This window comes from Exiguobacterium acetylicum, from assembly GCF_022170825.1.
In the GTDB taxonomy this organism is placed as follows: domain Bacteria; phylum Bacillota; class Bacilli; order Exiguobacteriales; family Exiguobacteriaceae; genus Exiguobacterium_A; species Exiguobacterium_A acetylicum_B.
Genome location: NZ_CP081879.1, coordinates 143,704 through 168,102, shown reverse-complemented (window position 1 = coordinate 168,102; position 24,399 = coordinate 143,704). Strand labels below are relative to the sequence as shown.

The following is a 24,399-nucleotide window of genomic DNA, read 5'->3' as shown; positions in this document are numbered from 1 at the left end:
AAATTTCACCTTTTCGACTATCAAAATAGGGAATAACGTGCAAGCCAGGCGCTGATTTTTTGCAGTTGACCACTCAGAACAAGAAACCCTAATGCGACCATCAGCATACCGTTAAATAAAGCAATTTTTCCGAGTTGTCGATTGATCAAGCGTAAGAATGTCAATGAATACGAGATGACAAAAGACAGAACGAGGAAGGGAACAGCCATTCCGATTGAATAAGCAATCAGCATTCCAATTCCTTGAGAGAATGTGTCGCTGTTACCCGCTAACAATAGGATCGTTGATAAAGACAGACCGACACACGGTGACCAGCCACTGGCAAATGCCATACCAATCACGGTAGAACTAAAAAATCCATTCGAGGGTTTTTCGACATGCAATCGTTTCTCATACATTAACCACTTTATCTCTAGCCATCCCGCCGTATGTAATCCGAAAAGAATGATGAGAAGACCTGACAGTTGCATGAGCCAAAGACGGTAATCAGTCAATAGTTGACCTACGAAGCTAGCTGATGCACCGAATGCAATAAAAATCAGACTGAAACCAACAATGAATCCAAGTGATCGGATAAATAGAAGCTTGCGATTGACGACAACGGCTGAATTCTTAATTTGTCCTCCGGTTAGATGACTGATATACGCCGGTAGGAGCGGGAAGATACAAGGTGAAAAAAAGGACGCCATTCCACCAAAAAAAGCAATCCAAATCGTAACATTCGACATACTATGCACCTCTTTCTTGAACTAGCATGTCGGCTTAATGTTAAGGGATGATGAAGAATAAAGAAAATACTGTGAGCGGTATCACAGGAACTTAGGGGAATTCCCCTATATCTCCTTGATACCGTTTTCATTAAGATGGAAGTGTACTGGAACATATTTGAAGGGGGATATGAGAGTGGATAATCGAACAGCACGAATTGCAGTCGTCGGAGCGGGATCGGGAGGTATTACTGCGGTCGCACAACTATTACGTAAGCGTCCGGCATTAAAAGGGCATATTTTATTGATTGATCCTGCAGAGGAGCACTATTATCAACCTTTATGGACTTTGGTCGGTGCTGGTGATGTTCGAAAAGAGACGACAGCGCGTCCCATGTCTTCCTTGATTCCTGAAGGCGCAGAGTGGTTGCAAGAATCGGTACAAACTTTTGCACCTGAAAAGAATGAACTACTAACTACTCAAGGAACGACTGTTCATTATGACTATCTTATCATCGCGGCAGGTATTCAATTGAATTGGAAAGATGTCCCCGGACTAGTCGAAACAATCGGACAGAATGGTGTGTGTAGCAACTATTCGTATGAAACGGTTTCTTCTACCTGGGATGCCATTTCTCACTTCAAAGGCGGCGAAGCACTGTTTACGATGCCAAGTACTCCGATCAAATGTGGGGGCGCACCTCAAAAAATCATGTATCTAGCAGAGGAATATTTTGCTCAACACAATGTACGAAACAAGTCGTCCGTTCATTTTATGACGGCATTGCCTAATATGTTTGCAGTGCCGCGTTATGAAAAGACACTAAATGAGGTCGTAAAACGGAAACAGATTCAAACACATTTCAAAACTGAACTCGTTAGCATTGATGGACCGAACCACGTTGCTACTTTTGAAAATCTAGAAACAAAAGAACGATTTACACATCACTTCGACTTAATCCATGTTACACCACCGATGGGGCCGATGGATTTCTTAAAAGATAGCCCGGTCACGGACGCCTCAGGATGGGTGGATATTGATTCAAAAACACTTCAGCATGATCGTTACGAAAATATTTTCGCGTTGGGTGATTGTTCTAATCTGCCGACATCTAAAACAGGGGCTGCTATCCGAAAACAGGCACCTGTCGTAGTTGAAAACTTAATCCGCTTCATGGAACACCAAAACCACACTAAAGCAGAATATGATGGTTACACATCGTGTCCGCTTGTAACCGGATATAACAGTCTTGTCATGGCAGAATTCGACTATGAAAAAGAACCAGCTGAAAGTTTTCCGATCGATCAATCAGAAGAGCGTTTATCTATGTTTTTAGTTAAAAAACATTTCCTACCTGTCCTTTATTGGGATGGGATGTTAAAAGGTCTGATGTGAGGAGGAAGAGCATGGGTACTGACATGAAACCACCGAATCCAGTTGAAGCACTACTGCAAGAGCCGGAACAACAAGAAGCACTCGCACAGTTATTACGAGACTTGCCTTTACTTGTAGAACGACTTGAGCAATTAGAGAAAAGTGTGAGTTTTGCAGAACATGTCTTACAGGATAAAACGACAATTCTTCCTTATATGAAAGAAGCAGAACAAAAAATACGTCAAACCGGTTTAACGAAGGCACATATCGATGCGTTATTAGAGATTGCACGGTTACTTCCCGAAGTAGCTCCTGTCGCGAAACAAAGTGTGTCTGGTCTATTATTCGCGAAGGCAGTTCTCGAAGATGAAAGAACGATGCACGACCTATTAAATACCCGACCGCGTATTCCGGTTCTTTCTGATACCAATCGATTGTATGAAGCTAAGAAAAATAAAAAGCAAAAGCTGTCGTTACGGCGGATCTGGCGTTTGTTAACCCATCCGATCTGGAAAGACATGTTCTTGTATGTCGAAAGTTTGTTAGAGACGATCATGTTGAATCGAAAGAAAAGGGGATGAGGAATCATGTTTTTCCGTTCATGTTTTGATTCGAATTTAGCTCAATTTTCTTATATAGTTGGTTGCCAAAAAACAGGTGAAGCCATCGTGATTGATCCGGCAAGAGATGTTCACCAGTATCATGAAATTGCTAAAGCAGAAGGACTAAAGATTACAGCAGCAACTGAAACACATATCCATGCTGATTTCGTTTCAGGAGCACGGGAATTGGGACAACAAGATGTTCAATTGTATCTATCAAACGAAGGTGGAACAGACTGGTCCTATCAGTACGAAACAAAAAAGAAAGCAGTACTACTCAAAGACGGAGATCAGTTTTATGTTGGGAATGTTCGATTCGATGTCGTGCATACGCCGGGTCATACACCAGAACATATCAGCTTCATCCTTACAGATGAAGGTGGGGGTTCAAAAGTACCGATGGGGATTTTTACAGGTGACTTTGTTTTTGTAGGTGACGTGGGGCGTCCTGATTTGTTAGAAAAAGCGGCTGGAATCGAAGGAACGGCTACAAACGGTGCGACACAGATGTTTCATTCGTTGGAACGTTTCCGAAATCTGCCGGATTATCTTCAAGTTTGGCCAGGGCATGGAGCAGGTAGTGCATGTGGAAAATCGTTAGGTGCTGTTCCTATGTCGACTGTCGGGTACGAGAAACAAAATAACTGGGCACTCATGATCGAGGATGAAAGTCGATTCGTAGAGGAACTGTTATCCGGACAACCGGAACCACCGCGTTATTTCGCAATGATGAAACATGTCAACAAAGTAGGACCTGCTATCATAGGAGAAACAACGCCTTTACCACATCAAACAGAACTTCAAGAAAAATACGTCATTCTTGATGTCCGTCCTGCAAACTTGTACCGTAAGGGGTATGCTAAAGGTACGTTGAATATTCCGTTTAATAAATCTTTTGCGAATTGGGCAGGATGGTTATTGCCATACGATCAAGATATCCTGTTGATTGCTTCGCCTGATCAAGTTGATGCTGTCCGAACAGCACTTCAATCTATTGGAATTGATCGAGTCATCGGGTATGTCGACGTGGATGAGCTGTCGTTCCCTGAACATTATCCAGAAATCGATACAACTGAGTTACAAGAAAAATTGGATGAAGAAACGGTCTATCTGATCGATGTTCGAAATCAATCGGAATGGGAAGCAGGTCATATCGAAGGTGCTCATCATTTGATGCTCGGAAATCTTGAAAAAGAAATGCAAAGGATTCCAAGAGACAAACCGATTGTCATGCAATGTCAATCAGGTGCCCGTTCATCTATCGCAACAAGTCTGATGAAGCGAGCTGGATTCGAGAATGTCTACAACTTGAAAGGTGGATATCAAGCTTGGAAAACGGCTGACAAACCAGTCGTCCAATCGTAAAATGAGACTAATTATACGACTGTGTCTAGTAAGACATGGTCGTTTTTAATAAGGAAGGTGTTTTCTGATGGAAATCGAGCAATTTGGACAAGAAATTTTTCAGGCAATTCAAGATGGCATCATCGTTATGGATCAAAAGCGGACGATTGTTGCATTAAATCCATCTGCTGAGAAGTTGACGGGATGGCGTTTAGGCGGTCTGGTTCCTTATTGCTCATTTTGTCAAAAAAGAAATATTAAACTTGGTCAAGAGCGTTGCTATCTCGTTACACATGAACGATCTCCTTATTTTTCATCCGAGATGCCGACCTATTCAGGAGAGCTTGTTGACGTTGAGATGAGTACAGCCAAAATTCTTCAGAATGCGACACATGGTGAAACATATTATCTACTTGTTTTACGTGATTTCTCCGAGCGTAAAAAGCAACAAGAACATGAACTGCGTCAAAGAATGGTACAACAATTGATTGCGGCCAGGGAAGAAGAACACAAGCGTCTGGCAATGGAATTGCATGATGGTGTCGGTCAATCATTATTTGGATTATCCATTGCGTTAGATTCTTTGAGGGCATATGCATTTGATAAAAAAACGACGCGTTATTTAGATGAAGTATCTGCTGAAATGAAAAAAGTCATGTCCGATTTAAGGTTATATTCAAAACAACTTCGTCCACTCGAACTTGATCAATTTGGATTAATCGTTGCTCTTGAAAGTCTAGTGACAGGGTTTCAAAAGCAAAAACCGAGAGTGCATTTTTCATTCCGAACAAATGTTGTCACCTCCCGTTACGATTCAATAGTAGAAATCAATCTGTATCGAATTGTGCAAGAAGCCATTACGAATAGTCTGAAGCATGCAGATCCGAATCAGATCAAAGTAAAACTCAATGATACTCGTGAAGAAGTGGTGCTTATTATTCATGATGATGGGCGGGGCTTTGACATCACACATCATCAGGATGGGCTCGGCTTGCAACATATCCAAGAGCGAGCTTCAACGATTCGTGCAGTTGCAAGCATGTCAAGCTATCCTGACAAGGGAACCGAAATTCAGATTCGATGGTCAAAGAAAGGAGCGTTAGAGTGATGGAATCCATTCGATTGCTCATTGTCGATGATCATGTCTTAATTCGAAATGGTTTACGATTATTATTAGAAAAAGATGAAAGTCTTCAAGTCATAGCGGAAGCAGAAGAAGGTGGGGAGGCTATTCGTCTTGCGATCAAGTATCAACCTGATGTCATTTTACTGGACGTGACGATGCCTGGCGGATTAGATGGTTATGTCACTAGTCGTGCAATTCATGAAGAAGTACCGCATTCGAAGATCATATTGCTGACGATGCATGACGAAGATGTGTATATCCAAAAAGCGATTGAATATCACATACCAGGGTATCTCTCGAAAAATAGCGATATTTCTGAATTGAGTAGAGCGATTAAACGGGTATTTGCTGGAAAGATCTATTATCAAACCTCTATGCCTAAGGAAGAATTGCAACATCTTTTAGAAGGCTCTAAACAAAAAAGACACTTGTCACGAAGGGAAGTAGAAATCGTTCGATTGACAGTACTAGGATACACGAATATTGAGATTGCCGATAAACTTGTCATCAGTCCGAAAACGGTTGAGAATCATAAGGCACGTGTCATGATGAAGTTGCAATTAAAACATAAACACGAGCTTGTACGCTTTGCCTTGAAAAATGATTTTTTAGAGCTTTAACAAAAGAGATTTTTTATTTGCTCCCGATAGATTAAGATTCCTCTTCGACCGAATATATATCAAGATATTCGTGAAACGAACATGGGGAAACAGACCCCCGATCTCGAGACACAACGGGAAATGGAAGTCGGTCCAAACCGCTGTGCGGTGCGCTAAACCGATTCCTATCTAACATCAAATCATTCAGGAGGAATACAACATGAAATCAGAATTCGTACTCGACGCAAAAGGACTCGCATGTCCGATGCCAATCGTGAAAACAAAAAAAGCCATCGCGGGACTCGAATCAGGTCAAATCCTTGAAGTCCATGCAACGGATAAAGGGGCAAAAAACGATCTTCAGGCTTGGGCGACATCGGGTGGTCATGAACTCGTCAAACATGAAGAAGAAGCAAGCGTCCTAAAATTCTGGATTCAAAAAGGTTAATTTCGAAAAGAGAGCTGATTGACGGCTCTCTTTTTTTAAGGAGTGATAAACGATGGAATTAGGTTTTATCGTGACGATTTTCTTAATCGGATTCGTCGGATCCTACATTTCAGGAATGTTAGGCATTGGCGGATCAATCATTAAATATCCGATGTTATTGTATATCCCGCCACTACTCGGTTTTGCGGCATTTTCCGCCCATGAAGTCGCGGGGATCAGTGCGATTCAAGTCTTTTTTGCGACGATTGGTGGCGTCTGGGCGTACCGTAAAGGTGGTTATTTAAATAAATCATTGATCGTCTACATGGGAGGATCGATTTTAATCGGTAGCTTCATCGGTGCCTATGGTTCAAATATCCTGGCTGAAGACACAATCAATATCGTCTACGGTGTTCTCGCGTTAACGGCAGCGATCATGATGTTCGTTCCGAAAAAAGGGATTGACGACATTCCACTCGATCAAGTTCAGTTCAATAAAACTGTCGCAGCGGTATCCGCATTCATCGTTGGTATCGGAGCCGGAATCGTCGGGGCAGCAGGTGCTTTTTTACTCGTCCCGATCATGCTTGTCCTCTTAAAAATCCCGACACGGATGACGATTGCTTCATCGCTTGCGATCACGTTCATTTCGTCGATCGGCGCAACTGTCGGTAAAATCACGACAGGCCAAGTCGACTGGGGTCCGGCGGCCATCATGGTCATCGCTAGTCTAATTGCAGCACCGCTTGGCGCAATCGCCGGGAAGAAAATGAATACGAAGATTCTCCAGGTCATTCTCGCTGTCCTGATTTTAGCGACAGCCGTGAAGATTTGGATTGATATTTTATAATGGGAATTGAAAAATAACCTAACCTAGGTATTTTAAGTCAGAAGGAATACTCAATTATATGCATTATATGTTTACTTCGAATATTCCACTTCACATCTAATTAATCGGATATATTTTTTATGTATACTTTGATGAACAAATAAACAGTGTTCATACTGAAAACATGGAACAAAGAGGTACCGCTCTGTCTGATGGAAAGGAGTCACAAGCTGTCCTGTTTCCGTACTCTGTCTCGCTCCTTGTTGGCTCAAGGGTCATCAAAAAAAGCCGTTGCCATTCCTCGTATGTTTGTTCCGAGCTCTGATTCATATCTTTATTTGTAGTTACTTCTTTTGACGTCGAATCGTTCTGCTGCGTCGCTTGCTCTGTCGTATCCTGCGTAGGCGAAGTCGTTTCCGTATCCGTGCAGCCTGCCATCAATAGAACGGCGAGGGGAATCGTTATGTAAGAAATTTTCATAATGTACTCCTTCCTTGGTCGTTGACTATCTAATCTTTAGTTAGTATAGCGGTGTAGATATGTTGCTTGTAAAGAAAAAGATCATCCATTCTGTTATGTACGAGAAGTGGATGATCTTTTTCTTTATTACTGATTATCCTGTACGTCTTTCGTTTTGGCTAAGTCGAACATAAATAAATAGTATGCGATGCAGCTTATTAATAAGAGAAGGATGGCTGGTGTGACATAAACGAAGAAAAGAACGAGTTGAACGGCAAGAAACAATAAGAATCGTCGTAAAGAAAATGAGAGGAATAATCGGTTAAAGTAGACGATGCCGCTACTAAATAAAGTCATACCGCCTAATAATACGAGTCTTTCAGGAAGATGAAGAGGTGCTAATAGAGAATGAATGACAGCGATCATCACGACAGCTAGCAAAACGATACCAAAGAACATCAAGAAGTGCGAAGTGAAGAAACTGATTTTTGCGATTTGATCTCGTTTTTGATCATCGAGTTTTGTGAAAGCCAGTTCACGTTGCTGATCTTTTGAGACGTATGAAATCCATAGAAGTACGGTCAAAGCAAGACACAAAAGCATCGCCATCAAGACGTCCGGAGTCAACGTCTCATCGATGACCGCTCTACCTGTCGAAGCAATGGTCTCACCGAGGGCGATGACGAGAATTAAATAATGTCGCTCTAAAAAATGAGAAGGCGATACATGAAAGGATCCTTTATTACGTTGGAGTAAAGGACCGACAATGGCGATGATAGCGATCAACCCCCAAGCGATTAAGCGTACTGGAGAGTCAAAAAGGGAAGCGACAAGAAGTCCGATGGCGAACATGATGTTGTACGGAACAATGCCTATGATTGCTCGACGTGTATCCTCATTACTGTGAGAAACGAATAGAAGAGCATGAGTGCTGACCACGATCAGATAGCCGAGTGCAAAGATGAATCCGTCCCGTGTGAACGCTAACGGGATAGAGACAGAAATCAACATGAAACCGCTCATACCAAGCACAAGGAAGATGCGATAATTTTTTGATGTCAGTTCAGTCGTGTTCGTCAACCATATGAACCCTTCAAAAATGTACCAAATCAATGCCATCAATACGACGGTCTCTATGAAAGTGAGAAAATCAAGATGGTGTTCTAGTTTAAGAGTAAGTTGGATGAACGTAAAAACAAAGACCAAGTCAAAGAATAACTCAATTTTATCGACTTCCTTGTTGGATGTAGGCAATGAAAACACACTCCTTATCATTAAATTCTACTCGTATGCCTGTCTATTCCCGATATTTTAAAACAGCACCCGTTACTCACGGATGCTGTAAATGATTTTCTTCTATGGTCTGGAAAATAGGTCCTAAACTTTCACCGATAGCTGTCAGGCTATAAGCATCAGGTTTCCGTCTGATAACGCCTCGTGCTTCTAAATGACGAAGTCCTTTTAGTAGTTCGGCTTTAGAATAATCCGTCCAATTGGACAGTAACTGATCGAAACTACGAGGAGCCTGCAACAGAGCACGAATAATCCGCATCTCGAGTGCTGTTCCTAAAAAACTAACGGCTAACTCCAAAGCGCGTGTGTAGGATGTCACAACATATCCCTCCCCACCTTGATGCCATAATAACTCTCTTCGTTCGTTGCTAAAAGTTTTCCGGGTTTCTCTCGCTCAAGCCGTCTTACATCAGACGTCCATTCGAAGAAACGAGGGAGCTTATTAACGGATGTGAATTGATTCCTAGAGAATACGTAACGATGTTTTTCATCATACACGTATTCTAGTAGGGCGGAACGTGTCTGTTCTAATCGATCCATGATTTCAATCGTTGTTAATCCTTCCTTCCGCCACCCGACCGCACAATCTACTAGAAAAGCCTGACCATACAACAAGGTACCGGTATCGATGATGAAGGCTTCAACATTATACAGGTCAGCAATCTTCCGCGCTTCTTGATAGTTCACGGCATGAAGAGCATTCGCAGTCAGATAAAGGACGGTCGTCTTTTCAGCCTGTGCCTGTCTAAATAAGGCATGAAGGGACTGACGTAATTCTTCCAAGGAGACACTCTCTTGTTGCTTGTGTTTAAACACCTCTTCAAAGAAATGATGTTGTTCCCCTTCTTCATAAAGAAAACACGTCGGATGACCGGTGAAAGGTAAGATCCGGTCTGCTTGATGGAGATAGGATGAAGTCGCTTCATCCGTGACGATATGCAAAGTCATGTCTATTTCCTCCTCAACGCAATGGTGGAAAGTGCGGTAGAACATAGGTACCGAGTTCATCGATGACCTCGTCTGCCGGGCGCTCCCCATCAAATAGGGCGAAGAAGAGATGGTTGACACCAAGATCACGATAAAGCTGCAACAATTCTATCAGGCGATTACGTCCAATCCGGAAGCCAAGACGAATTGGAGTAGGCATTTCATCCGGATCGGCTGCTAAATCAAGATGCATTGGCATCGAGAAGGGGCGGAAGTGATCCGTTCCTGCTGCTTGACTCGCATCACGCCAATGATCAATCGCACTACCTTGTTCAATCGGACCTTGTGGATAGTACATCCAGCCATCGCCGTTACGGGCAATCCAGTTCATATCTTGTTGTGCAAAACCAGTGATCATCGTCGGAATGCGTTTCTTTGGACGTGGGACGAGCGTTGCACTGTCGACATCGCCGTACTCCGAAGTGATCTTTGGATATTCTTCATAGAGCGCTTGCTCCATTACTTTAAGTGCTTCTTTGAACTGAGCGCCACGGCTTGGGTGATCGATACCGAGTCCGTGGAAGTCAGCTTGTCGGTCCCCGGACGAGATACCGAGAATCAAGCGTTCTGGGAACAAGGCATCAATCGTCGCAACTTCCTTCGCGGAACGTAGTGGATGACGGAGTGGTAAAACGAGTGCGGACGTCCCGAGTGCGATATCTTTCGTCTGACTGAGGAGATGAGTCCCGTAAATCAGCATATCGTAAATCTGTCCAACTGCCGGATCAAGGAAGTATGGATCTTTTAGTAAAACATCACGCAGCCAAAGCGCTGTAAATCCATACTGGTCTGCTTTTTGTGCGAGCTCCACTTGTTTGTCGAGCGTCGGCGTCTGCATTTTAAAATTTTCGAGCGGGACGTGGAGACCGAGCGTGAGCTCGCCCTCCCGGTACATCCGCTGATAACTTTTGTGATCGTTAAACATAGTAATCCTCCTTATTGATGTTCAAGACGACGAGAAATAGCTGTGAGGATGACGGCAAGAATGACCATAATCCCACCAACCCATGGTGTGTGGACGAGACCGATTGTATCCGTGACGAGACCACCGATCGTTGCCCCGAGTGCGATTCCGATGTTGAAGGCTGCAATATTCAAGGCAGATGCGACATCGACTGCTGCCGGGACGTATTTTTCAGCCAACTGGACGATATAGAGCTGGAGTCCAGGTACGTTCATGAAGGCGAGAAGTCCCATCAAGATGATGCCGATGATACCGGCAACTTTGAACGGAATCATGAATGACATAGCGATCATGACGATGGCATGGACGATGAACATATAGAACAATGCTTTGATCGGATTACCATTCGCAAGCTTTCCACCAACGGCGTTCCCGATCGCAACCGCGATTCCGTAGACGAGGAGAATGATACTGATCAAGCTCGGGCTGATTTTCGTGACGTCCTGCATGATCGGTGTTAAATATGTGAACGCGACGAACGTTCCGCCATAACCAAGAGCTGTGATTAAGAAACCGAGCATAAGACGTCCATTCGTTAAGAGTTTGAACATGTCAGAGAATTTAGCAGGTGGTGATTGTTTTAAGTCTTTCGGGATCAAGAAGAAGCTTGCAATGATTGAAATGATTCCGAGAGCTGCGACGGCAAAGAACGTTGCACGCCATCCGAACGATTGACCAATGAACGTCCCGAGTGGCACACCTGTGACGGTCGCAACTGTTAATCCTGTGAACATCAAGGCAATGGCACTGGCTTTCTTATGTTCCGGTACAAGCTGTACAGCAATCGTCGCACCGATTGAGAAGAAGACACCGTGGGAGAAAGCAGTGATGAAACGGGCGACAATCAATAGTTCAAACGTTGGTGATATCGCGGAGACGATGTTACCGGCGATGAAGACGACCATCAATGCCATGAGTAATGTTTTGCGGTTCATACGGTTCGTTAATGCCGTCAAAATCGGCGCACCGACTGCGACACCAATCGCATAACCAGAGATGATGAGACCAGCGAGTGTAATACCGATGTTTAAGTCACCGGCGATCGCTGCGAGTAGTCCGACCGGAACGAATTCCGTCGTACCGATACCAAAAGCACTAATTGCAAGTGCGAGGAGGGCAAGTCCACCGTTCTTGGGAACCTGCCGTTGCTCTGCACGAGAGTTAAGTTGATTCATAATAATTCCTCCTGATGAGTAATTGTTCATATTAGACTAAATAAGTTTTAAACCATCGATTAGGATAGGACGATCACTTCCTACTGGGCCCGTTGTAGTTACGAAGCGTCTAACAAAAGTACATGTTTATCATAAATCGATGGTTCAATAATCGGAAGTACGTACTTTTAAGTGCGATAGGCACAAAAAAGTACCCTACTCATTCAAAAAGTTTTAATAGACTGAATGGTGTTGTACTTTCCGTTGACAATTGTTATCATAAACCCAATAAATATGAATGAGAAGTACGCACTTTAAAGTGCGATAGGCACAAAAAAGTACCTATCTTTCAACTTTTCACGGACAGAAAGGGAGAAATAGAATGGCGTATAATATACCGGTAGAAGCTACCTTACAAGTCATTGGAGGCAAATGGAAAGTGGTCATCATGTGTCATCTCATCAAAGGAGAACGCCGGACAAGCGAATTGAAAAAACTCATGCCGAACATCACGCAAAAAATGTTGACACAACAGTTGAGAGAACTTGAAGAGGATGGTGTCATCATTCGAACGGTATATGAACAAGTCCCGCCAAAGGTGATTTATTCTTTATCGGAATATGGATGGTCATTACGTCCGATCCTCGACGCAATGTGTGCATGGGGAGAAGGGCATATTGATATGACAGGTGAAGAAGTCGCCTCTTCCTAAAATGAATAGTTGGCGTTGATGTAAAAACTAAAGGATCGAAGAATACGTTGAGTTGTACCGAAAAAATGGATCACCATGATAGGTGATTCATTTTTTTTAGAAAAAAACGATATGAATGGGCAACTTGTTTCAAATAATGAAACAAATTCAACTTTTTTTGAAACAAGCTCTTATGCTCCTTAAGATAAACGACATGAGGTGATCAAATGCAATACGAAGTAAGCACATTGAAGAAAGGTCTTCAATTATTAGATCTTCTTCGCGCGAATGGACCGATGTCGATGTCGCGATTGATCCAGACATCGCAATTGAACAAGACGACAGTATTCCGTCTGCTTGCGACACTAGAGATGATGGGTTATGTCGAGAAAATGGGCAAAGAGTATGCCATCACGGAATCTGTCGGGCAAGTCGGTCCCAAGCTGGATACGGTCGAAAACTGGAACATGGTCCCTCCACTACACGAGTTAAGCAAGGAACTAGGAGAGACAGTCTATGTCGCCATTTTGCAAGGGACGGAAGTCATCAATACGCAGGTCGTTGACGGCAGATATACGAATCGTAGTCACACACAAGTCGGTGACCGGTTCCTCGCCCATCAAAGTGCTCTCGGAAAAGTCATCTTAGCGTTTCTTGAGGAAAATCGTTTACGGTCTATTTTGGCAAACCTCGAACTTCAAGCTCGGACGGATCGCACCTTCGTCGATCAACAGCTGTTGCGCTATCATCTGAAGGCGATTCGACAAAAAGGGGTCGCGATTGATGATGAGGAAGCAGAAGAAGGAATTCGTTGCCTTGCCGTGCCGATCTTGAAAGAGGGAGCGGTAGTTGCTGCGCTCGCCATCTCCGGTCCGGCGACACGTCTTTCGAAAAAGCAAGATCCTCGATTCAGCCATGTATTGCAACGTTATAGTGAAAAGATCACCTCCTTCATTCAATAAAAGGAGGATTATCATGAATCGAAATATGTATCAAGCACTCATCGCCCTTGCCATCAGTGCGTTCGCGATCGGAACGACGGAATTTGTCATCGTCGGTCTGTTACCGACTGTCGCATCCGACTTAGACATCTCGTTGACGAAAGCCGGTTCCTTGATTTCCGGATATGCACTGGCACTCGCGATCGGAACACCACTTTTAGCTGCAGTATTCAGTCGCGTGAACAAGAAGAAGCTTTTACTCGGACTGATGATTGTCTTTACGATTGGGAACGCAGCTGCATTGTTCGTCACTTCGTATGAAGCAGTTTTATTCTCGCGTATCATCACAGCCATCGCACACGGACTGTTCTTTGCGATTGCGACGGTCGTCGCGACCAGTATTGTCCCGTCAGGAAAACAAGGTAGCGCAGTCTCGATCATGTTCACCGGCTTGACGGTTGCGACGGTACTTGGCGTACCGATGGGGACGTTCATCGGACAACACATTGGCTGGAGAGCGACTTTCGGTGTCGTCGCGCTTCTCGGTGTCATTGGATTGTTTACGATTGCGCGATTCGTACCGAAGTCGACAGAGACAGAACTACAGCGTACGACCATTCATGACATCGTCGCACTCTTGAAACAATCACAGATCTTGCTCGGTCTCGCGATGACGATTTTCGGATTCGGTGCGACCTTCGTCTTGTTCACGTATCTCTCACCGATTCTGACGACTATCAGTGGACATGCCGATCAAAGCATCACATGGCTCCTCCTCGTCTATGGTGTGTTTGTTGCCATCGGGAATATGGTTGGTGGAAAGCTGGCGGATCGTCAACCGGTACGATCACTTCGACTGATTTTTCTCGCGCAAGCGATTATTTTATTGTTGCAGCTCCTACTCCTTCCATCTCAGGCAGGTTCATTCATCGCGATTGCCTTACTTGGACTGGTCGCCTTCATGATGTCAGCTGGTGTCCAGACACACATCGTCGCATTGGCTGATCGTTACGTACCAGCGGCGAAAAGCATGGCGTCTGCTCTCAACATTGCTGGCTTCAATGTTGGCATCGCCCTGGGATCGACCCTGGGTAGCGTTGTCATCTCCAAAGGAGATTACCTGGATACCGCGTGGGTCGGAGCAATCATGGCATTCATCGCCTTTCTACTTTCTGTATTAAGTAGCAAAGTTAAAACATCAAACTAAAATTATCAGTTAAAGGAGTAACTTATCATGACAACTCAACAATTTACGGAACAAGAAAATGAATTAGTACTCGATCGTTTTAATCATCAGGATGCACTAGAAATGGGTCTTGGTATCATCGCGTTAGCTCAAGAAGATGACGTGGACGTGGCAATCCATATTGAGAAGAACCGCGTACCGCTCTTTACTCATTTGATGGAAGGAACGACGGAAGAGAACCACTACTGGTTATATCGTAAGAAACGTGTCGTCGATCATTATCAAAAAAGTTCGGCTTTCATCGAGGCACGGTTCAAGGAAACCGGTGCAACACATACTGAGCATTCCCTTTTGGCACCGGATCGCTATCAAGCAGTCGGGGGTTCCATTCCGATTCGGGTGGAAGGCGTTGGCATGGTTGGAACGGTGACTGTCGCCGGTTTGACAGGCGAATTGGATCATCGTTATGCGGTCAGAGGAATCAAACGATTTTTAAAACGTAAAGCAGTCAAATGACAGCAACAATTGTTTTGGAATGAGGAAGCGAAGGGCATTTTCAATGCTCTTCGCTTTTTGTAGGTAAGGCATGGAACAGAGCGGTACCGCTCTGTCTGATGGAAAGGGACCGCAAGCCGTCCTGTTTCCGTACTCTAGCTCGCTCCTCATCGGCGCAAGGGCCATCAAAAAAAGCCGCTGCCGTTCCTCGTCTTCCTCTGCGTTTTGGCTCAAAGCACGCTTTTCGCTCGCGGGCTCCGGAATCCTTCGTCTCGGTACGCTGTCCGCTTTTTTTGATCTTTCCCTGCGGTCACCCTTGCGCCGTCTCGCGACGCTCGCTGCGTTCCCGTCAACAGGACGGCACCGTGTCGGACTGCATCCCACTCGCGAAAGGAGCTTTTCAATGGAACTGACTACACTCGTTGAAATCACCCGTATCCGCCAAGAGGTCCGTGAACCGGACGTCGCGCTCGAGACGACGCACATCACGTCACCCGAGGACGCGTTCTGTGTCGCGAAACGCTTCATCCAGGACGATGACCGGGAAGTGTTCCTCGTCATCCTGCTCAATACGAAGAATCGCGTCATCGCCGTCCATCGGGCACACGTCGGGAGCATCAACTCGAGCGTCGTCCATCCTCGAGAAATCTTCAAGTCCGCCATCCTCAACAATGCGACGTCACTCATTGTCAGCCATCAGCACCCGAGCGGTGACCCGCATCCGTCACGGGAGGACATCGAGGTGACAGAACGGCTCGTCGAGGTCGGACGTATCGTCGGTATTCAGCTTCTCGACCATATCATCGTCGGTGCCGGAGAAGAATACGTCAGCCTGAAAGCGCAAGGTGTGCTGTAAAGGAATAGCGTAGACGGACGGGATAACCCCGTCCTATCTGCGCACGAGGGCATGGACGAAAAACGACGTCGTTTTTCTTTGAAGAAAGCACGATCGAATATGGAATGGATTTGTTCCAAATCCAAAGGCAGTGAGACGCCTGCAGTGGACGGATCCACTGCAGGCTGGAAGGTGTACATCGTCTTTTCTATAGAGGGGAGTGCCTTTCGTGAGATGATCGTAAGTTTAGAAGTGATTGAATGGATGGAGGTCTTCTATAGACGGATAGCTGATTTAGATAGATTGATGATGACGTAGATGTTGCTGTCTAGTCTTTCTAGAGTCATGTAGAAAACAAAAGAGTTTTCGGGCTCATGCGTGAGGCTGTAGACTGCACGCAGCGACATCCTCATCGCACCGCTGCCCTCCTGCCGGACCGATAACGAGAGCTGCGACTCGCCTGCGCGAGGCATCTCTACGTTCCTGTTCCTTGCGACGGAGGACACGGAGCGTTCAAAAAATAAAAATACCATTTTGAAATACATCTCTAATAAAATAAAAAACCAACAGTCAAATGACTGTTGGTAGAAGAGGAAGTGTGAGGAAAAAAGGGAGGGGAGTTAGTCTACTTTAACTAGGAAAGCGAATTGTCCGTCACCATTGGACCACTTTGCGTTAATTTCGTATGCATATGTTCCTTTTTCTTTCGGTGCAGTAATGGCATCATCAGTTAAAGTAACCTTTTCAGCATCTTGCTTATCTGTCCAACGAACGATTTCAATAGAATCCGGTTCATTTTCAAAAGCAATATCAATTTTTTTATTAGAGGATACTACAGTTGGTTTGCTTTTTTTCGTCATATCGAGTCCGTCGACATACACTTTATCGACACATTGGTTGCGTAATAGACCATCCCAACAAAATGATCCTTGGACCGTTGGAATATCTTTTCCTTGTGCTTCTACTTTGGGGTTTGGTGGTTCCCCACGAAACGGATCAAACACAAAAACTAGAACAACCAATACTACTAAAACACCAATCCATTTAAATTTACCCATAAAGCATCCTCCCTTGATAAGGATAATTTAAATAAAGTTTAAGTGTTCTTATTGAGCGGCTTCTTCCTCAACAAATCCTTCTTCTAGTTCGAGTTCATCGTGTCTCCCCATGATAGGTGAGATCGTTTGATTCTCAAATGCAGTTTCATACGTATCAACTACAGTTTGAATATCTTCGCCATCTTCAATAAGAACTTCTCCATAAGCAGGAACTGGGTTGTGCCAATTCATTTTCTCATCATGGATTGTTGCAAATAAATATACTTTTCCAGATACAAGCATTTCTACTCTTCATACGTTCACAATACTTTATTACCTTTTATAATATAACGATTTTATGTAATTTACAATTGTATACAAAGTTATATTTTGGGAAAAATATTTTATGGCAGAATTGAAGGAGTTTTTGCAATGCATGGATGAGCGAAGAAGTGAGTGAATGGACGGAGTTCTATGGAGAGAGGATTGATGTTTCCATAGTAATGCGGACGACATAAAGACTTTCGAGCTCATGCGTGAGGCTGTAAGCTGCACGCAGCAACATCCTCATCGCACCGCTGCCCTCCTGACGGACCGATAACGAGAGCTGCACATCGCTTGTGCGAGGCATCTCTACGTTCCTGCTCCTTGCGTCGGAAGACACGGAGCGTTACACAGAATTCTAAAAAGAAAAATAAAAGGTTAGGATTTAGTCGAAGGAATGGCATACTAAAGGAAAGAGGCTTGTCCACGTATGAGATCGTCGTTAGCGCTTCGATAGTGAATGATGTGTCTTATGCGAGGATATCTAAAAAGGAGAAACTACATATGAACTTTGATGGATCGACAGATGTATTCGGTGCAACACTTACAAATGTCCCTCTACTCTACCTTGTACCGATTGCATTCGGACTTTTCTTATTGATCGATTTCTTGTTTACAAAAGAAAAGAAGAGCTTTTTGAGCCGAACAGGTAAAATGATTTTGGTTCCGTTCATTCTGATCGTAGGTGTACTTATTTATCTCTATTGATTCGATATGCGTAATAAGAATGATCATTTTTATGACAGAAACGATCTTAAAAGGTCGTTTCTTTTTTTATGCGTGAAAAATCAATCGTGCATTGTTTCGTAACGACTCAGTTATCTTACATATCACTTCGCTTATCTGATCTAAGGTAGTTCGTACAGACTCTTAAATCATTCTATGCTGTGCTTAACAAATCGGTTAGGGGTGGAGTACATGAATATAGTAGAGATGTTTGAGGTCATGGAGCAAGCGAAGGGGAAACAGATACCAGATAAGGTAACATTGATCGATGCCCAGCTTCGATTCGTGCGAGAAGTAGAAGGATCGATTGAGCATGTGACATGGTTCATCGATGTCGATCGATTGACAGACTTCATGCAGACACACTTTAACAAGCAGACCCGTTAAGGTCTGTTTTTTTGTATGGACTTACATATAAACTAACCTATCAATAAAAATAGGTGGGTGGGAAATATAACCAACTTTCTCCTGGTATTCACTGTATACTGAAGATAACTTACAAATCAGGAATGGAGCGATGAAAGATGCAACGTAAATGGATGGGGGCTAGTTTAGCGCTCGCAAGTATTGGATTGCTCTTTGGACCACTGCAAGGCGCAGAGGCAGCGACACCGAAAATCAAGGTCCACTATATCGATGTCGGTCAGGGCGACGCAATCTACATCAAGATGCCGAGCGGTGAAGACATCGTCATCGATGGTGGCAACAAAGGGAAAGGCGATGAGCTCGTCGTCTATCTGAAGAAACAGAAGGTCGGTGATATTGAGGTATTGATCTCGACGCATCCGGATGCCGATCACATCGGGGGACTCGACGAGGTCCTCGACTCGTTCAAGGTCAAGAGCGTCTATGCACCGAAAGTCAAGCACACGACGCAAGCCTATAAGGACTTCTTGTTGGCGGTTAAGCGCGAGAAGCTGACAATTAAGACAGCAAAGGCTGGCGTCTCGCTTCCGGTCAAAGGAGGCGTAAAGGCGCAATTCATCGGACCGGTCAAAGACTATGCGAAGAGTGATTTGAACAACTGGAGTGCTGTACTACATGTCGCCTATAAGAAGAACACGTTCCTGTTCACGGGAGACGCGGAACTGAAATCAGAACAGGACATGATCGCGAAGAAGAAGACGCTGCGTGCGGACGTCCTCAAGGTCGGACATCATGGAGCGAAGACGTCGACAAGCGCGACGTTCCTTAAGTACGTCAAACCGAAGTATGCCGTCATCAGTGTCGGGAAGAATGCCTACGGACATCCGACGAAGGAAGTCGTGACGAATTTGAAGCGGGCGAAGGCGACGATGCTGCGGACGGATAAGAGCGGCACGATCGTCTTCGAAGGGAACGGATCGTCCTACACGATCAAGAAGGCGAAATGATGAAGCGAAAAGGAATCATCGACCGGATTGAGGGGAAGTGGGTCGTCGTTGAGTTCGATGATGGGATGCGTGATATATTGATTTCTCATTTTCCGATGACGGTCGAGTCGGGCGATGTCATCTGGATGGATGAGTATGGTCATATCGAGAAAGATGACCAAGAACGGCAGCGACTGTCAGACGAAATCGATGAGTTGATGGAAGAACTATGGGAAGACTAAAAAAGAAATGAGCTGAAGCAGATGAATAAGTTAGGACAAGCGGTCGTCATCGTTGGGTTAGGGTTATCACTCGTTGGATGCGGCACACAAGAGACGATAGAAGATCCACCGAAAAAAGCAGCGAATCCGACTGAAAAGGTCGAGGTGGCGGAAACGAAAAAAGAAGATGTCTATTTCAAAGATGATACTCTGAAAATCGACATGGCGACCGTCAAGATTCTTTCGACAGAAGTACTTGAGCCGAGTAAAGAGTATTTCCGCGAAAAACCACAACTCGTTTTCACATATGAGACGACCAATGACAGTAAGAAGCCACTCAATGGGATGAATGTTTGGATTGCTTGCTTTGAAGCGACACAGGAAGGAACAGATACAATCAATAAGTTAGAGGTAGGGATGACGCCACAAGAAGAGAAGTATGCTTCTTATTTAGAGCATCAGCTGGATGATATCAAACCGGGTGGTACTGCAAAAGGGATTATGGCTTATGATATCGAGGACCCGAAGGCAGTCGTCACCTTGAAAGCAACTCAAGGATTATCAGGAAAAGATCTAGGGGAGAAGAAGATTGAACTTGAATGAGGATTCTGAAGGTGTTCATAATTTCTTTTAAATATAGATTCTTAAATCGGAGGTGTTGTTATGCCGGATCGCATCGGGTGGTTATCTGAATACGAATTAGAGTATCTAAGACTATACAAGATGTATAGTGATGAGGAAATGACTGACCAGCAATTGAAAGAGTTAAACGAGATCGCAAGGTTATTGTATCCACCAGTTAGCAAGAAGTTAGATGAACTAAGGCTTAAAACGAATCATGTAATGATTAAAGCAGCTTACAACATTGCCATGTCAGGTGGCAAACGTGCTGGATATATCTTGTTAGTTAACCGTGGGCTTGATGTTGAGTATGCAAAATATAAATACCTGGAGCATCTTGAATGTATTCCATTCTATAAGAGAGAGAGACGATATAGAGAGATTAAAGCGTATAGCTTAGATGTTCTATTAAGAAATGGATATGAATATAATCATGGCTTAAAGTGTGAGAGATTAGGCGGGAAAAGAAGATATGAATATGTTGTATATGGTTGATCGTATAAGAATTAGTAAGGAGTTAGATACGAAGGCTGGGACGATGATAGATATATATGTAATGATCGTGTAGATAAATTAATTTTAAGACACGAAGAAAAAGATAAGGGAAAAAGAGGTATATTTATGGCGCAAAGTATTTTTGGAGGATCTTCTGAATACAGTGACCAAACTTTAGCAGATATTATTGAAGATTTAGAAAAATGGGTTGTTTTTTCTGAGGAAACATTAAGTCTATTTGATAAGACAATATGTGAGCTAAAACAAAATAATTACTATCAAACAGTGCCATTCAACCTCAGAGCAATGTACGAAAGAGCAACAAGGAAACTAAATACGTTTATAAGTGATTTGAACGTAATTATAAAAAGTATAAATGCTGATTCAATTTTTGTAAGAGATGTAAATCTTTTGAACAATATCGGTAGAATATCAATATTAAGTAATCATCAATTTGGCACGGTATATCATGACATTGTTGATCGATGGAGTGGCGCAAACTTTCAAGATTCAAATTTTCTAATGATTGAAAGATTGTATCATGAAGGAAGAGATGTATTCGTAAGTTTAATGGATGCTTCAAATGCAGCAGAAAGGTTGAAAGATTATATGAGTGATCGACATCAGCAGAACCAGAACATAACAGTATACGGATCTGATAACCATATTCAAGCTGCCTTTGGTAGCAATAATGAGTTTATCATGAATGTAAATAAAACGATTGAAAAAGAATCAGCAATTCAACTAGATTGTTTGTTAACTGAATTACTTCAGAAAACAGAACTGTTTTATGGTGAAGATCAGAGGAATGAAAAACAAGAGGTTTCAGAGCTAGTAGAGGGAATTCGTGAAGAAGTGATGAAATCAGAGCCCAAAAAAGGTAGAATACGTTCTTATCTAGCTTCCTTAAAGGCTTCAAGTACATTAACTGGCTATGCAGATTTAATAACAATCGTTACTGGTATTTCAGAATTAGTTTACAGTCTTCCTTTTATGAAGTGATAAGCTGAATTTTAGAAATCTCTATATCTAAAAAAACAACTCTATAAAACTAAGCCACAGTACTCCTAAGTTTAGGCACTGTGGCTCTTCATCTTCAATTTTATCCGTTTAAGATTGCGTTTGCTTTCTTTTCTGCTGTTTTTTCATCTGTCCAGTCCATCTCAGACAACATCCTCGCTTGGACCTTTTCGATTTGTTCACGTGTATAGCCGAGTTGCTCCATTGCGATAACAGCATAAGCAATTGCTTGATTGTTAGTCATGGTCAATCCTCCGTCTTGTCTGTATTGTCAGTTTTATCCTACTTTTTTATAGTACTTGATTTTAAAAGAGGAGAGGACATCATTTTAACGGCTACGGAAATCCTGTTCCGGTACATTGAAGTGACGCGTTACGATCTGTCGGACTTTTTCTAAGTCGCGATCTTCGGTCGAAATCATTTCGTCGTACCATGCCTTTTCGAGGACTTGTTCAGTCTCCTTACTGACTACTTCTGTGTTCAGGATGTGATGGTACGGTCCCATCGCATCATCGAGGACGCGGAAGTGTTGACTGATCGGTTCTTCTCCAGGAATGACCAACGTGTAGGCAATCGTCTCATGTTCGTCGAAGTCGCGGTCGTTGGCTTTCGCGAACGGTTCGAAGAAGTCTGTCGCGCCATGGACGAGCATCATTGGCTCCTTGAATGCTGAAAAATCTTGCTGCGTGTCCTGCTTGGCGATATTCGTCAGGTAAGCTTCGACGTCCTCCGATGAATGTTGCATGATTTGCTCCAATCGTTCGGTTAACGGTAATCCGTGCTCGGTGATCTGTGCTTTCTGTTCGATGTACTCAATCATTTTAATAGGTGATGCTTCGCGTTCCAAGATTTGCTCCTGCTCGAGCGAAGTGTGAATCTCGCGGATGAAGTGACCGGATGTCTGATGGACTTCATGCAACAGGTCTTCCTTGTCGCGTAAGTCCCTGCCTTGCGTCCAATTGGCGAGATACGATAATGAAAACTCATCCGTCGGGAAACCAAAATGTGCCGCAACGGTATAGGCGACCATCTCCGCTTGAAATTCCTTCTCGTGCGGATTCAACTCGATTCCACGCTCTTCGTTTCGTTCTGTGTTATGCAAATTCGCATGCGCGAGTTCATGGATCAGGACGGTAACGTTTTCAATGTCCGAGTTCCGCGGGTTCAAGGCGATCGCGTTGGGTTCTGGATAAAAGCATCCTTTCGCGGTACCGAGTTCGTTCAACGGCTGATCGAGTAATTTCACGTCTTGTGTCTCAGCAATCCCGTTCAACGCACGGCGAAATGATTCTGCTTCACGAATTGAACCGTTCCGATGATACGAAGCAAACAGCTCGGAGACTTCGAGTCCCTTCTCACGGGCATCGGTCTGCGTGTATTCGAAGACGTGACCAATTTTATAGTACATCGCTTTCCGTGTCGGAAGAGCACCTTCCTTTGCGCGCTTTTGCTCTGTCTTCGTCGCGTCTTTCCATGCCACCCAATCCGTATCTCGCTTAATGAAGGTAACAGGGGAGGGGACGAAAATTTTGATTCCTTTCTCGCCTTTTTGGACCTGGACGCCATGCTTCTCCCAGTACGCATAAGAACCGACGGCACGCGCGCCTTGGAACTGTTCCTCGATCAATAGCATGTTCCGAGTCGAGTAGCGATGGAACCGGCTCATGAAGTCGAGATGTTCCTTGATGCTCTCCTGACTGACGAAGTGAGAAGCGAGCTGCGTCTCCATCTTGTCGGTCAAGGCTTGTACTTCCTTCTGATAATCCTCACGTGTTTTTTTCTTGTATCCCACGAGTCTCACGCTCCTTCCGACGAAACGGACGAATCGGCAGCACCTTCGAAATCTTCTAGTTCCTGCAGAACAATCGGATCGGCAGCGAGTCGATCCAGTAGTGGATGACGACGATCACGTGATACCGGTAGCAACAACAAAGGTTCTTCCTGCAAGAGCTGAAGGAACGCTCGTTCATCCTGAGAAACCGGAATATCATAATGCGCTTGATGAACCATGACGGTGACGTGGGTCGGATGCAATTCGAGAAATGTCGCGAGTGTGAAGGCTTCTAGTCGTCTCATTTGTGGATCATCCTTTCTTCATCCGAGTGTTTATGCTGCTTTCGTTGGTCGATCCGTGATTTGACGGCCGTCTCCGCTGTCTCGAGGAACGAGGGACGGTATTCGGTCGTCGGGATGATATCCTCGATGCTTTCCGTCTGCATTAAGGCTTGCACCAGTTCAATCAATACCTGTGTTTGAAGGTCTGTCTGTTGAACGCTCTTTCGTAACGGAGAGAGACTCTTTGTGATTTGTTCTTCCCAGAACGTGGTCAACTCTTGTTCAATCTGTTTTGATACGGAACGACTGATATAGTTCAAATCCCATTGCTTCTTGATCATCTCTTGATAGTCACGGATGATGTGATCGATTGCCGGACCAAGCCCGGACAGTCGTTCCCGCTCGCGATACTCCTCTAAAAATTCAGCGGTCATGGCACTCATCCGGATCCGGATTTGCTTTGTTTCCTCCATCTGTATTCTCCTTTCTATAATCATCAATTGTAAAAACGACTGCCAAAGAAACAGGACTCTG

General features: G+C 44.1%; 31 protein-coding genes and 1 pseudogene. 20 read left to right on the top strand and 12 right to left on the bottom strand.

Features of this window, described 5'->3' with window-relative positions; genetic code table 11:
• Positions 1-20: 20 nt before the first annotated feature.
• Entirely contained in the window at positions 21-728 is a 708-nt protein-coding gene (locus K6T22_RS17190; protein ID WP_238240316.1) for a cytochrome c biogenesis CcdA family protein, read from the bottom strand.
• A gap of 175 nt (positions 729-903) precedes the next feature.
• On the opposite strand from K6T22_RS17190, the gene K6T22_RS17185 reads away from it, so the two are divergent.
• From K6T22_RS17185 to K6T22_RS17150, 8 genes and pseudogenes are all read left to right on the top strand, one after another.
• Entirely contained in the window at positions 904-2,103 is a 1,200-nt protein-coding gene (locus K6T22_RS17185) for an NAD(P)/FAD-dependent oxidoreductase (protein WP_238240314.1), read from the top strand.
• Between the two features lie 11 nt (positions 2,104-2,114).
• Complete coding sequence (locus K6T22_RS17180) at positions 2,115-2,663, top strand: hypothetical protein (protein WP_087681894.1); 549 nt, start codon at positions 2,115-2,117, stop codon at positions 2,661-2,663.
• A 6-nt stretch (positions 2,664-2,669) separates the two neighbouring features.
• Positions 2,670-4,049, top strand: a complete 1,380-nt coding sequence (locus tag K6T22_RS17175; RefSeq protein WP_238240312.1) for an MBL fold metallo-hydrolase — start codon at positions 2,670-2,672, stop codon at positions 4,047-4,049.
• Positions 4,050-4,116: 67 nt separating this feature from the next.
• On the top strand, positions 4,117-5,136 hold the full coding sequence (locus K6T22_RS17170; protein ID WP_238240305.1) for a sensor histidine kinase: 1,020 nt from the start codon (positions 4,117-4,119) through the stop codon (positions 5,134-5,136).
• Positions 5,136-5,774, top strand: coding sequence for a response regulator transcription factor (locus K6T22_RS17165; protein ID WP_238240303.1), 639 nt, complete (start codon positions 5,136-5,138; stop codon positions 5,772-5,774). The genes K6T22_RS17170 and K6T22_RS17165 overlap by 1 nt, the downstream gene beginning before the upstream one ends.
• A gap of 36 nt (positions 5,775-5,810) precedes the next feature.
• Positions 5,811-5,930 (top strand): annotated as a pseudogene (locus tag K6T22_RS17160) (MBL fold metallo-hydrolase); the annotation flags it as partial.
• A gap of 43 nt (positions 5,931-5,973) precedes the next feature.
• Positions 5,974-6,201: a sulfurtransferase TusA family protein gene (locus K6T22_RS17155; protein ID WP_238240301.1), complete on the top strand. Its 228-nt coding sequence runs from the start codon at positions 5,974-5,976 to the stop codon at positions 6,199-6,201.
• Positions 6,202-6,253: 52 nt separating this feature from the next.
• Positions 6,254-7,030, top strand: a complete 777-nt coding sequence (locus tag K6T22_RS17150) for a sulfite exporter TauE/SafE family protein (protein ID WP_238240295.1) — start codon at positions 6,254-6,256, stop codon at positions 7,028-7,030.
• Between the two features lie 585 nt (positions 7,031-7,615).
• On the opposite strand, the gene K6T22_RS17145 is transcribed toward K6T22_RS17150, so the two are convergent.
• The 5 genes from K6T22_RS17145 to K6T22_RS17125 form a co-directional block, all read right to left on the bottom strand.
• Positions 7,616-8,722 carry a low temperature requirement protein A gene (locus K6T22_RS17145; protein WP_238240294.1) on the bottom strand — a complete coding sequence of 369 codons (1,107 nt, stop codon included), beginning with the start codon at positions 8,720-8,722 and terminating at the stop codon, positions 7,616-7,618.
• 76 nt (positions 8,723-8,798) lie between these two features.
• On the bottom strand, positions 8,799-9,080 hold the full coding sequence (locus tag K6T22_RS17140; RefSeq protein ID WP_238240292.1) for a winged helix-turn-helix transcriptional regulator: 282 nt from the start codon (positions 9,078-9,080) through the stop codon (positions 8,799-8,801).
• Positions 9,077-9,709, bottom strand: a complete 633-nt coding sequence (locus K6T22_RS17135; RefSeq protein ID WP_238240291.1) for a DegV family protein — start codon at positions 9,707-9,709, stop codon at positions 9,077-9,079. Before K6T22_RS17135 ends, K6T22_RS17140 begins: the two co-directional genes overlap by 4 nt.
• A 13-nt stretch (positions 9,710-9,722) precedes the next feature.
• Entirely contained in the window at positions 9,723-10,679 is a 957-nt protein-coding gene (locus K6T22_RS17130) for an LLM class oxidoreductase (RefSeq protein ID WP_238240522.1), read from the bottom strand.
• Positions 10,680-10,684: 5 nt separating this feature from the next.
• The gene (locus K6T22_RS17125) at positions 10,685-11,887 is read right to left on the bottom strand and encodes an MFS transporter (RefSeq protein WP_238240289.1); all 1,203 of its coding nucleotides are present in this window, start codon (positions 11,885-11,887) and stop codon (positions 10,685-10,687) included.
• 361 nt (positions 11,888-12,248) lie between these two features.
• Between K6T22_RS17125 and K6T22_RS17120 the strand changes: the two genes are divergently transcribed.
• The 5 genes from K6T22_RS17120 (at position 12,249) to K6T22_RS17100 (ending at position 16,035) form a co-directional block, all read left to right on the top strand.
• Positions 12,249-12,578: a winged helix-turn-helix transcriptional regulator gene (locus K6T22_RS17120; protein ID WP_238240288.1), complete on the top strand. Its 330-nt coding sequence runs from the start codon at positions 12,249-12,251 to the stop codon at positions 12,576-12,578.
• A 206-nt stretch (positions 12,579-12,784) separates the two neighbouring features.
• On the top strand, positions 12,785-13,519 hold the full coding sequence (locus K6T22_RS17115) for an IclR family transcriptional regulator (protein ID WP_238240286.1): 735 nt from the start codon (positions 12,785-12,787) through the stop codon (positions 13,517-13,519).
• A gap of 13 nt (positions 13,520-13,532) precedes the next feature.
• Entirely contained in the window at positions 13,533-14,705 is a 1,173-nt protein-coding gene (locus K6T22_RS17110; RefSeq protein WP_238240284.1) for an MFS transporter, read from the top strand.
• A gap of 27 nt (positions 14,706-14,732) precedes the next feature.
• On the top strand, positions 14,733-15,200 hold the full coding sequence (locus tag K6T22_RS17105; RefSeq protein ID WP_238240282.1) for a heme-degrading domain-containing protein: 468 nt from the start codon (positions 14,733-14,735) through the stop codon (positions 15,198-15,200).
• A 388-nt stretch (positions 15,201-15,588) separates the two neighbouring features.
• Positions 15,589-16,035, top strand: coding sequence for a JAB domain-containing protein (locus K6T22_RS17100; RefSeq protein WP_075643122.1), 447 nt, complete (start codon positions 15,589-15,591; stop codon positions 16,033-16,035).
• 599 nt (positions 16,036-16,634) lie between these two features.
• On the opposite strand, the gene K6T22_RS17095 is transcribed toward K6T22_RS17100, so the two are convergent.
• Together K6T22_RS17095 and K6T22_RS17090 are read right to left on the bottom strand one after the other, a co-directional pair.
• The gene (locus K6T22_RS17095) at positions 16,635-17,072 is read right to left on the bottom strand and encodes a hypothetical protein (RefSeq protein ID WP_238240280.1); all 438 of its coding nucleotides are present in this window, start codon (positions 17,070-17,072) and stop codon (positions 16,635-16,637) included.
• Positions 17,073-17,120: 48 nt separating this feature from the next.
• The gene (locus K6T22_RS17090; protein WP_238240279.1) at positions 17,121-17,354 is read right to left on the bottom strand and encodes a hypothetical protein; all 234 of its coding nucleotides are present in this window, start codon (positions 17,352-17,354) and stop codon (positions 17,121-17,123) included.
• 525 nt (positions 17,355-17,879) lie between these two features.
• Here K6T22_RS17090 and K6T22_RS17085 point away from each other — a divergent pair.
• The 7 genes from K6T22_RS17085 to K6T22_RS17055 all read left to right on the top strand — a co-directional run bounded on the left by K6T22_RS17085 (position 17,880) and on the right by K6T22_RS17055 (position 21,792).
• Positions 17,880-18,083: a hypothetical protein gene (locus K6T22_RS17085; protein ID WP_238240277.1), complete on the top strand. Its 204-nt coding sequence runs from the start codon at positions 17,880-17,882 to the stop codon at positions 18,081-18,083.
• A 210-nt stretch (positions 18,084-18,293) separates the two neighbouring features.
• On the top strand, positions 18,294-18,488 hold the full coding sequence (locus K6T22_RS17080) for a hypothetical protein (protein WP_050678833.1): 195 nt from the start codon (positions 18,294-18,296) through the stop codon (positions 18,486-18,488).
• 152 nt (positions 18,489-18,640) lie between these two features.
• Positions 18,641-19,474 (top strand): ComEC/Rec2 family competence protein, encoded by an 834-nt coding sequence (locus tag K6T22_RS17075; protein ID WP_238240521.1) that lies wholly within the window; start codon positions 18,641-18,643, stop codon positions 19,472-19,474.
• Positions 19,474-19,695 (top strand): DUF3006 domain-containing protein, encoded by a 222-nt coding sequence (locus tag K6T22_RS17070; protein WP_238240276.1) that lies wholly within the window; start codon positions 19,474-19,476, stop codon positions 19,693-19,695. Before K6T22_RS17075 ends, K6T22_RS17070 begins: the two co-directional genes overlap by 1 nt.
• A gap of 21 nt (positions 19,696-19,716) precedes the next feature.
• Positions 19,717-20,277 (top strand): DUF5067 domain-containing protein, encoded by a 561-nt coding sequence (locus K6T22_RS17065; RefSeq protein WP_238240274.1) that lies wholly within the window; start codon positions 19,717-19,719, stop codon positions 20,275-20,277.
• Between the two features lie 60 nt (positions 20,278-20,337).
• Entirely contained in the window at positions 20,338-20,790 is a 453-nt protein-coding gene (locus K6T22_RS17060) for a hypothetical protein (protein ID WP_238240273.1), read from the top strand.
• Positions 20,791-20,916: 126 nt separating this feature from the next.
• Positions 20,917-21,792 (top strand): hypothetical protein, encoded by an 876-nt coding sequence (locus K6T22_RS17055; RefSeq protein ID WP_238240272.1) that lies wholly within the window; start codon positions 20,917-20,919, stop codon positions 21,790-21,792.
• Between the two features lie 100 nt (positions 21,793-21,892).
• Here K6T22_RS17055 and K6T22_RS17050 read toward each other — a convergent pair whose 3' ends face one another.
• From K6T22_RS17050 to K6T22_RS17035, 4 genes are all read right to left on the bottom strand, one after another.
• On the bottom strand, positions 21,893-22,054 hold the full coding sequence (locus K6T22_RS17050; RefSeq protein ID WP_238240266.1) for a hypothetical protein: 162 nt from the start codon (positions 22,052-22,054) through the stop codon (positions 21,893-21,895).
• An 84-nt stretch (positions 22,055-22,138) separates the two neighbouring features.
• A complete protein-coding gene (locus K6T22_RS17045; protein WP_238240260.1) occupies positions 22,139-23,602 on the bottom strand; it encodes an ArdC-like ssDNA-binding domain-containing protein in 1,464 nt (487 codons plus the stop codon).
• Between the two features lie 5 nt (positions 23,603-23,607).
• Positions 23,608-23,886 (bottom strand): hypothetical protein, encoded by a 279-nt coding sequence (locus K6T22_RS17040; RefSeq protein ID WP_238240258.1) that lies wholly within the window; start codon positions 23,884-23,886, stop codon positions 23,608-23,610.
• A complete protein-coding gene (locus tag K6T22_RS17035; RefSeq protein WP_238240256.1) occupies positions 23,883-24,338 on the bottom strand; it encodes a hypothetical protein in 456 nt (151 codons plus the stop codon). The genes K6T22_RS17040 and K6T22_RS17035 overlap by 4 nt, the downstream gene beginning before the upstream one ends.
• Positions 24,339-24,399 lie beyond the last annotated feature (61 nt).

Bases quoted from the DNA above. Each gene is read 5' to 3' on its own strand.
- K6T22_RS17155 (WP_238240301.1), top strand. From the start codon at position 5,974: ATGAAATCAGAATTCGTACTCGACGCAAAAGGACTCGCATGTCCGATG.
- K6T22_RS17070 (WP_238240276.1), top strand. From the start codon at position 19,474: ATGAAGCGAAAAGGAATCATCGACCGGATTGAGGGGAAGTGGGTCGTC.
- K6T22_RS17110 (WP_238240284.1), top strand. From the start codon at position 13,533: ATGAATCGAAATATGTATCAAGCACTCATCGCCCTTGCCATCAGTGCG.
- K6T22_RS17120 (WP_238240288.1), top strand. From the start codon at position 12,249: ATGGCGTATAATATACCGGTAGAAGCTACCTTACAAGTCATTGGAGGC.
- K6T22_RS17035 (WP_238240256.1), bottom strand. From the start codon at position 24,338: ATGGAGGAAACAAAGCAAATCCGGATCCGGATGAGTGCCATGACCGCT.
- K6T22_RS17135 (WP_238240291.1), bottom strand. From the start codon at position 9,709: ATGACTTTGCATATCGTCACGGATGAAGCGACTTCATCCTATCTCCAT.
- K6T22_RS17125 (WP_238240289.1), bottom strand. From the start codon at position 11,887: ATGAATCAACTTAACTCTCGTGCAGAGCAACGGCAGGTTCCCAAGAAC.
- K6T22_RS17105 (WP_238240282.1), top strand. From the start codon at position 14,733: ATGACAACTCAACAATTTACGGAACAAGAAAATGAATTAGTACTCGAT.
- K6T22_RS17080 (WP_050678833.1), top strand. From the start codon at position 18,294: ATGAATATAGTAGAGATGTTTGAGGTCATGGAGCAAGCGAAGGGGAAA.
- K6T22_RS17095 (WP_238240280.1), bottom strand. From the start codon at position 17,072: ATGGGTAAATTTAAATGGATTGGTGTTTTAGTAGTATTGGTTGTTCTA.
- K6T22_RS17085 (WP_238240277.1), top strand. From the start codon at position 17,880: ATGAACTTTGATGGATCGACAGATGTATTCGGTGCAACACTTACAAAT.
- K6T22_RS17175 (WP_238240312.1), top strand. From the start codon at position 2,670: ATGTTTTTCCGTTCATGTTTTGATTCGAATTTAGCTCAATTTTCTTAT.
- K6T22_RS17050 (WP_238240266.1), bottom strand. From the start codon at position 22,054: ATGACTAACAATCAAGCAATTGCTTATGCTGTTATCGCAATGGAGCAA.
- K6T22_RS17165 (WP_238240303.1), top strand. From the start codon at position 5,136: ATGGAATCCATTCGATTGCTCATTGTCGATGATCATGTCTTAATTCGA.
- K6T22_RS17090 (WP_238240279.1), bottom strand. From the start codon at position 17,354: ATGCTTGTATCTGGAAAAGTATATTTATTTGCAACAATCCATGATGAG.
- K6T22_RS17075 (WP_238240521.1), top strand. From the start codon at position 18,641: ATGGGGGCTAGTTTAGCGCTCGCAAGTATTGGATTGCTCTTTGGACCA.
- K6T22_RS17065 (WP_238240274.1), top strand. From the start codon at position 19,717: ATGAATAAGTTAGGACAAGCGGTCGTCATCGTTGGGTTAGGGTTATCA.
- K6T22_RS17115 (WP_238240286.1), top strand. From the start codon at position 12,785: ATGCAATACGAAGTAAGCACATTGAAGAAAGGTCTTCAATTATTAGAT.
- K6T22_RS17055 (WP_238240272.1), top strand. From the start codon at position 20,917: ATGGCGCAAAGTATTTTTGGAGGATCTTCTGAATACAGTGACCAAACT.
- K6T22_RS17150 (WP_238240295.1), top strand. From the start codon at position 6,254: ATGGAATTAGGTTTTATCGTGACGATTTTCTTAATCGGATTCGTCGGA.
- K6T22_RS17040 (WP_238240258.1), bottom strand. From the start codon at position 23,886: ATGAGACGACTAGAAGCCTTCACACTCGCGACATTTCTCGAATTGCAT.
- K6T22_RS17190 (WP_238240316.1), bottom strand. From the start codon at position 728: ATGTCGAATGTTACGATTTGGATTGCTTTTTTTGGTGGAATGGCGTCC.
- K6T22_RS17180 (WP_087681894.1), top strand. From the start codon at position 2,115: ATGGGTACTGACATGAAACCACCGAATCCAGTTGAAGCACTACTGCAA.
- K6T22_RS17170 (WP_238240305.1), top strand. From the start codon at position 4,117: ATGGAAATCGAGCAATTTGGACAAGAAATTTTTCAGGCAATTCAAGAT.
- K6T22_RS17060 (WP_238240273.1), top strand. From the start codon at position 20,338: ATGCCGGATCGCATCGGGTGGTTATCTGAATACGAATTAGAGTATCTA.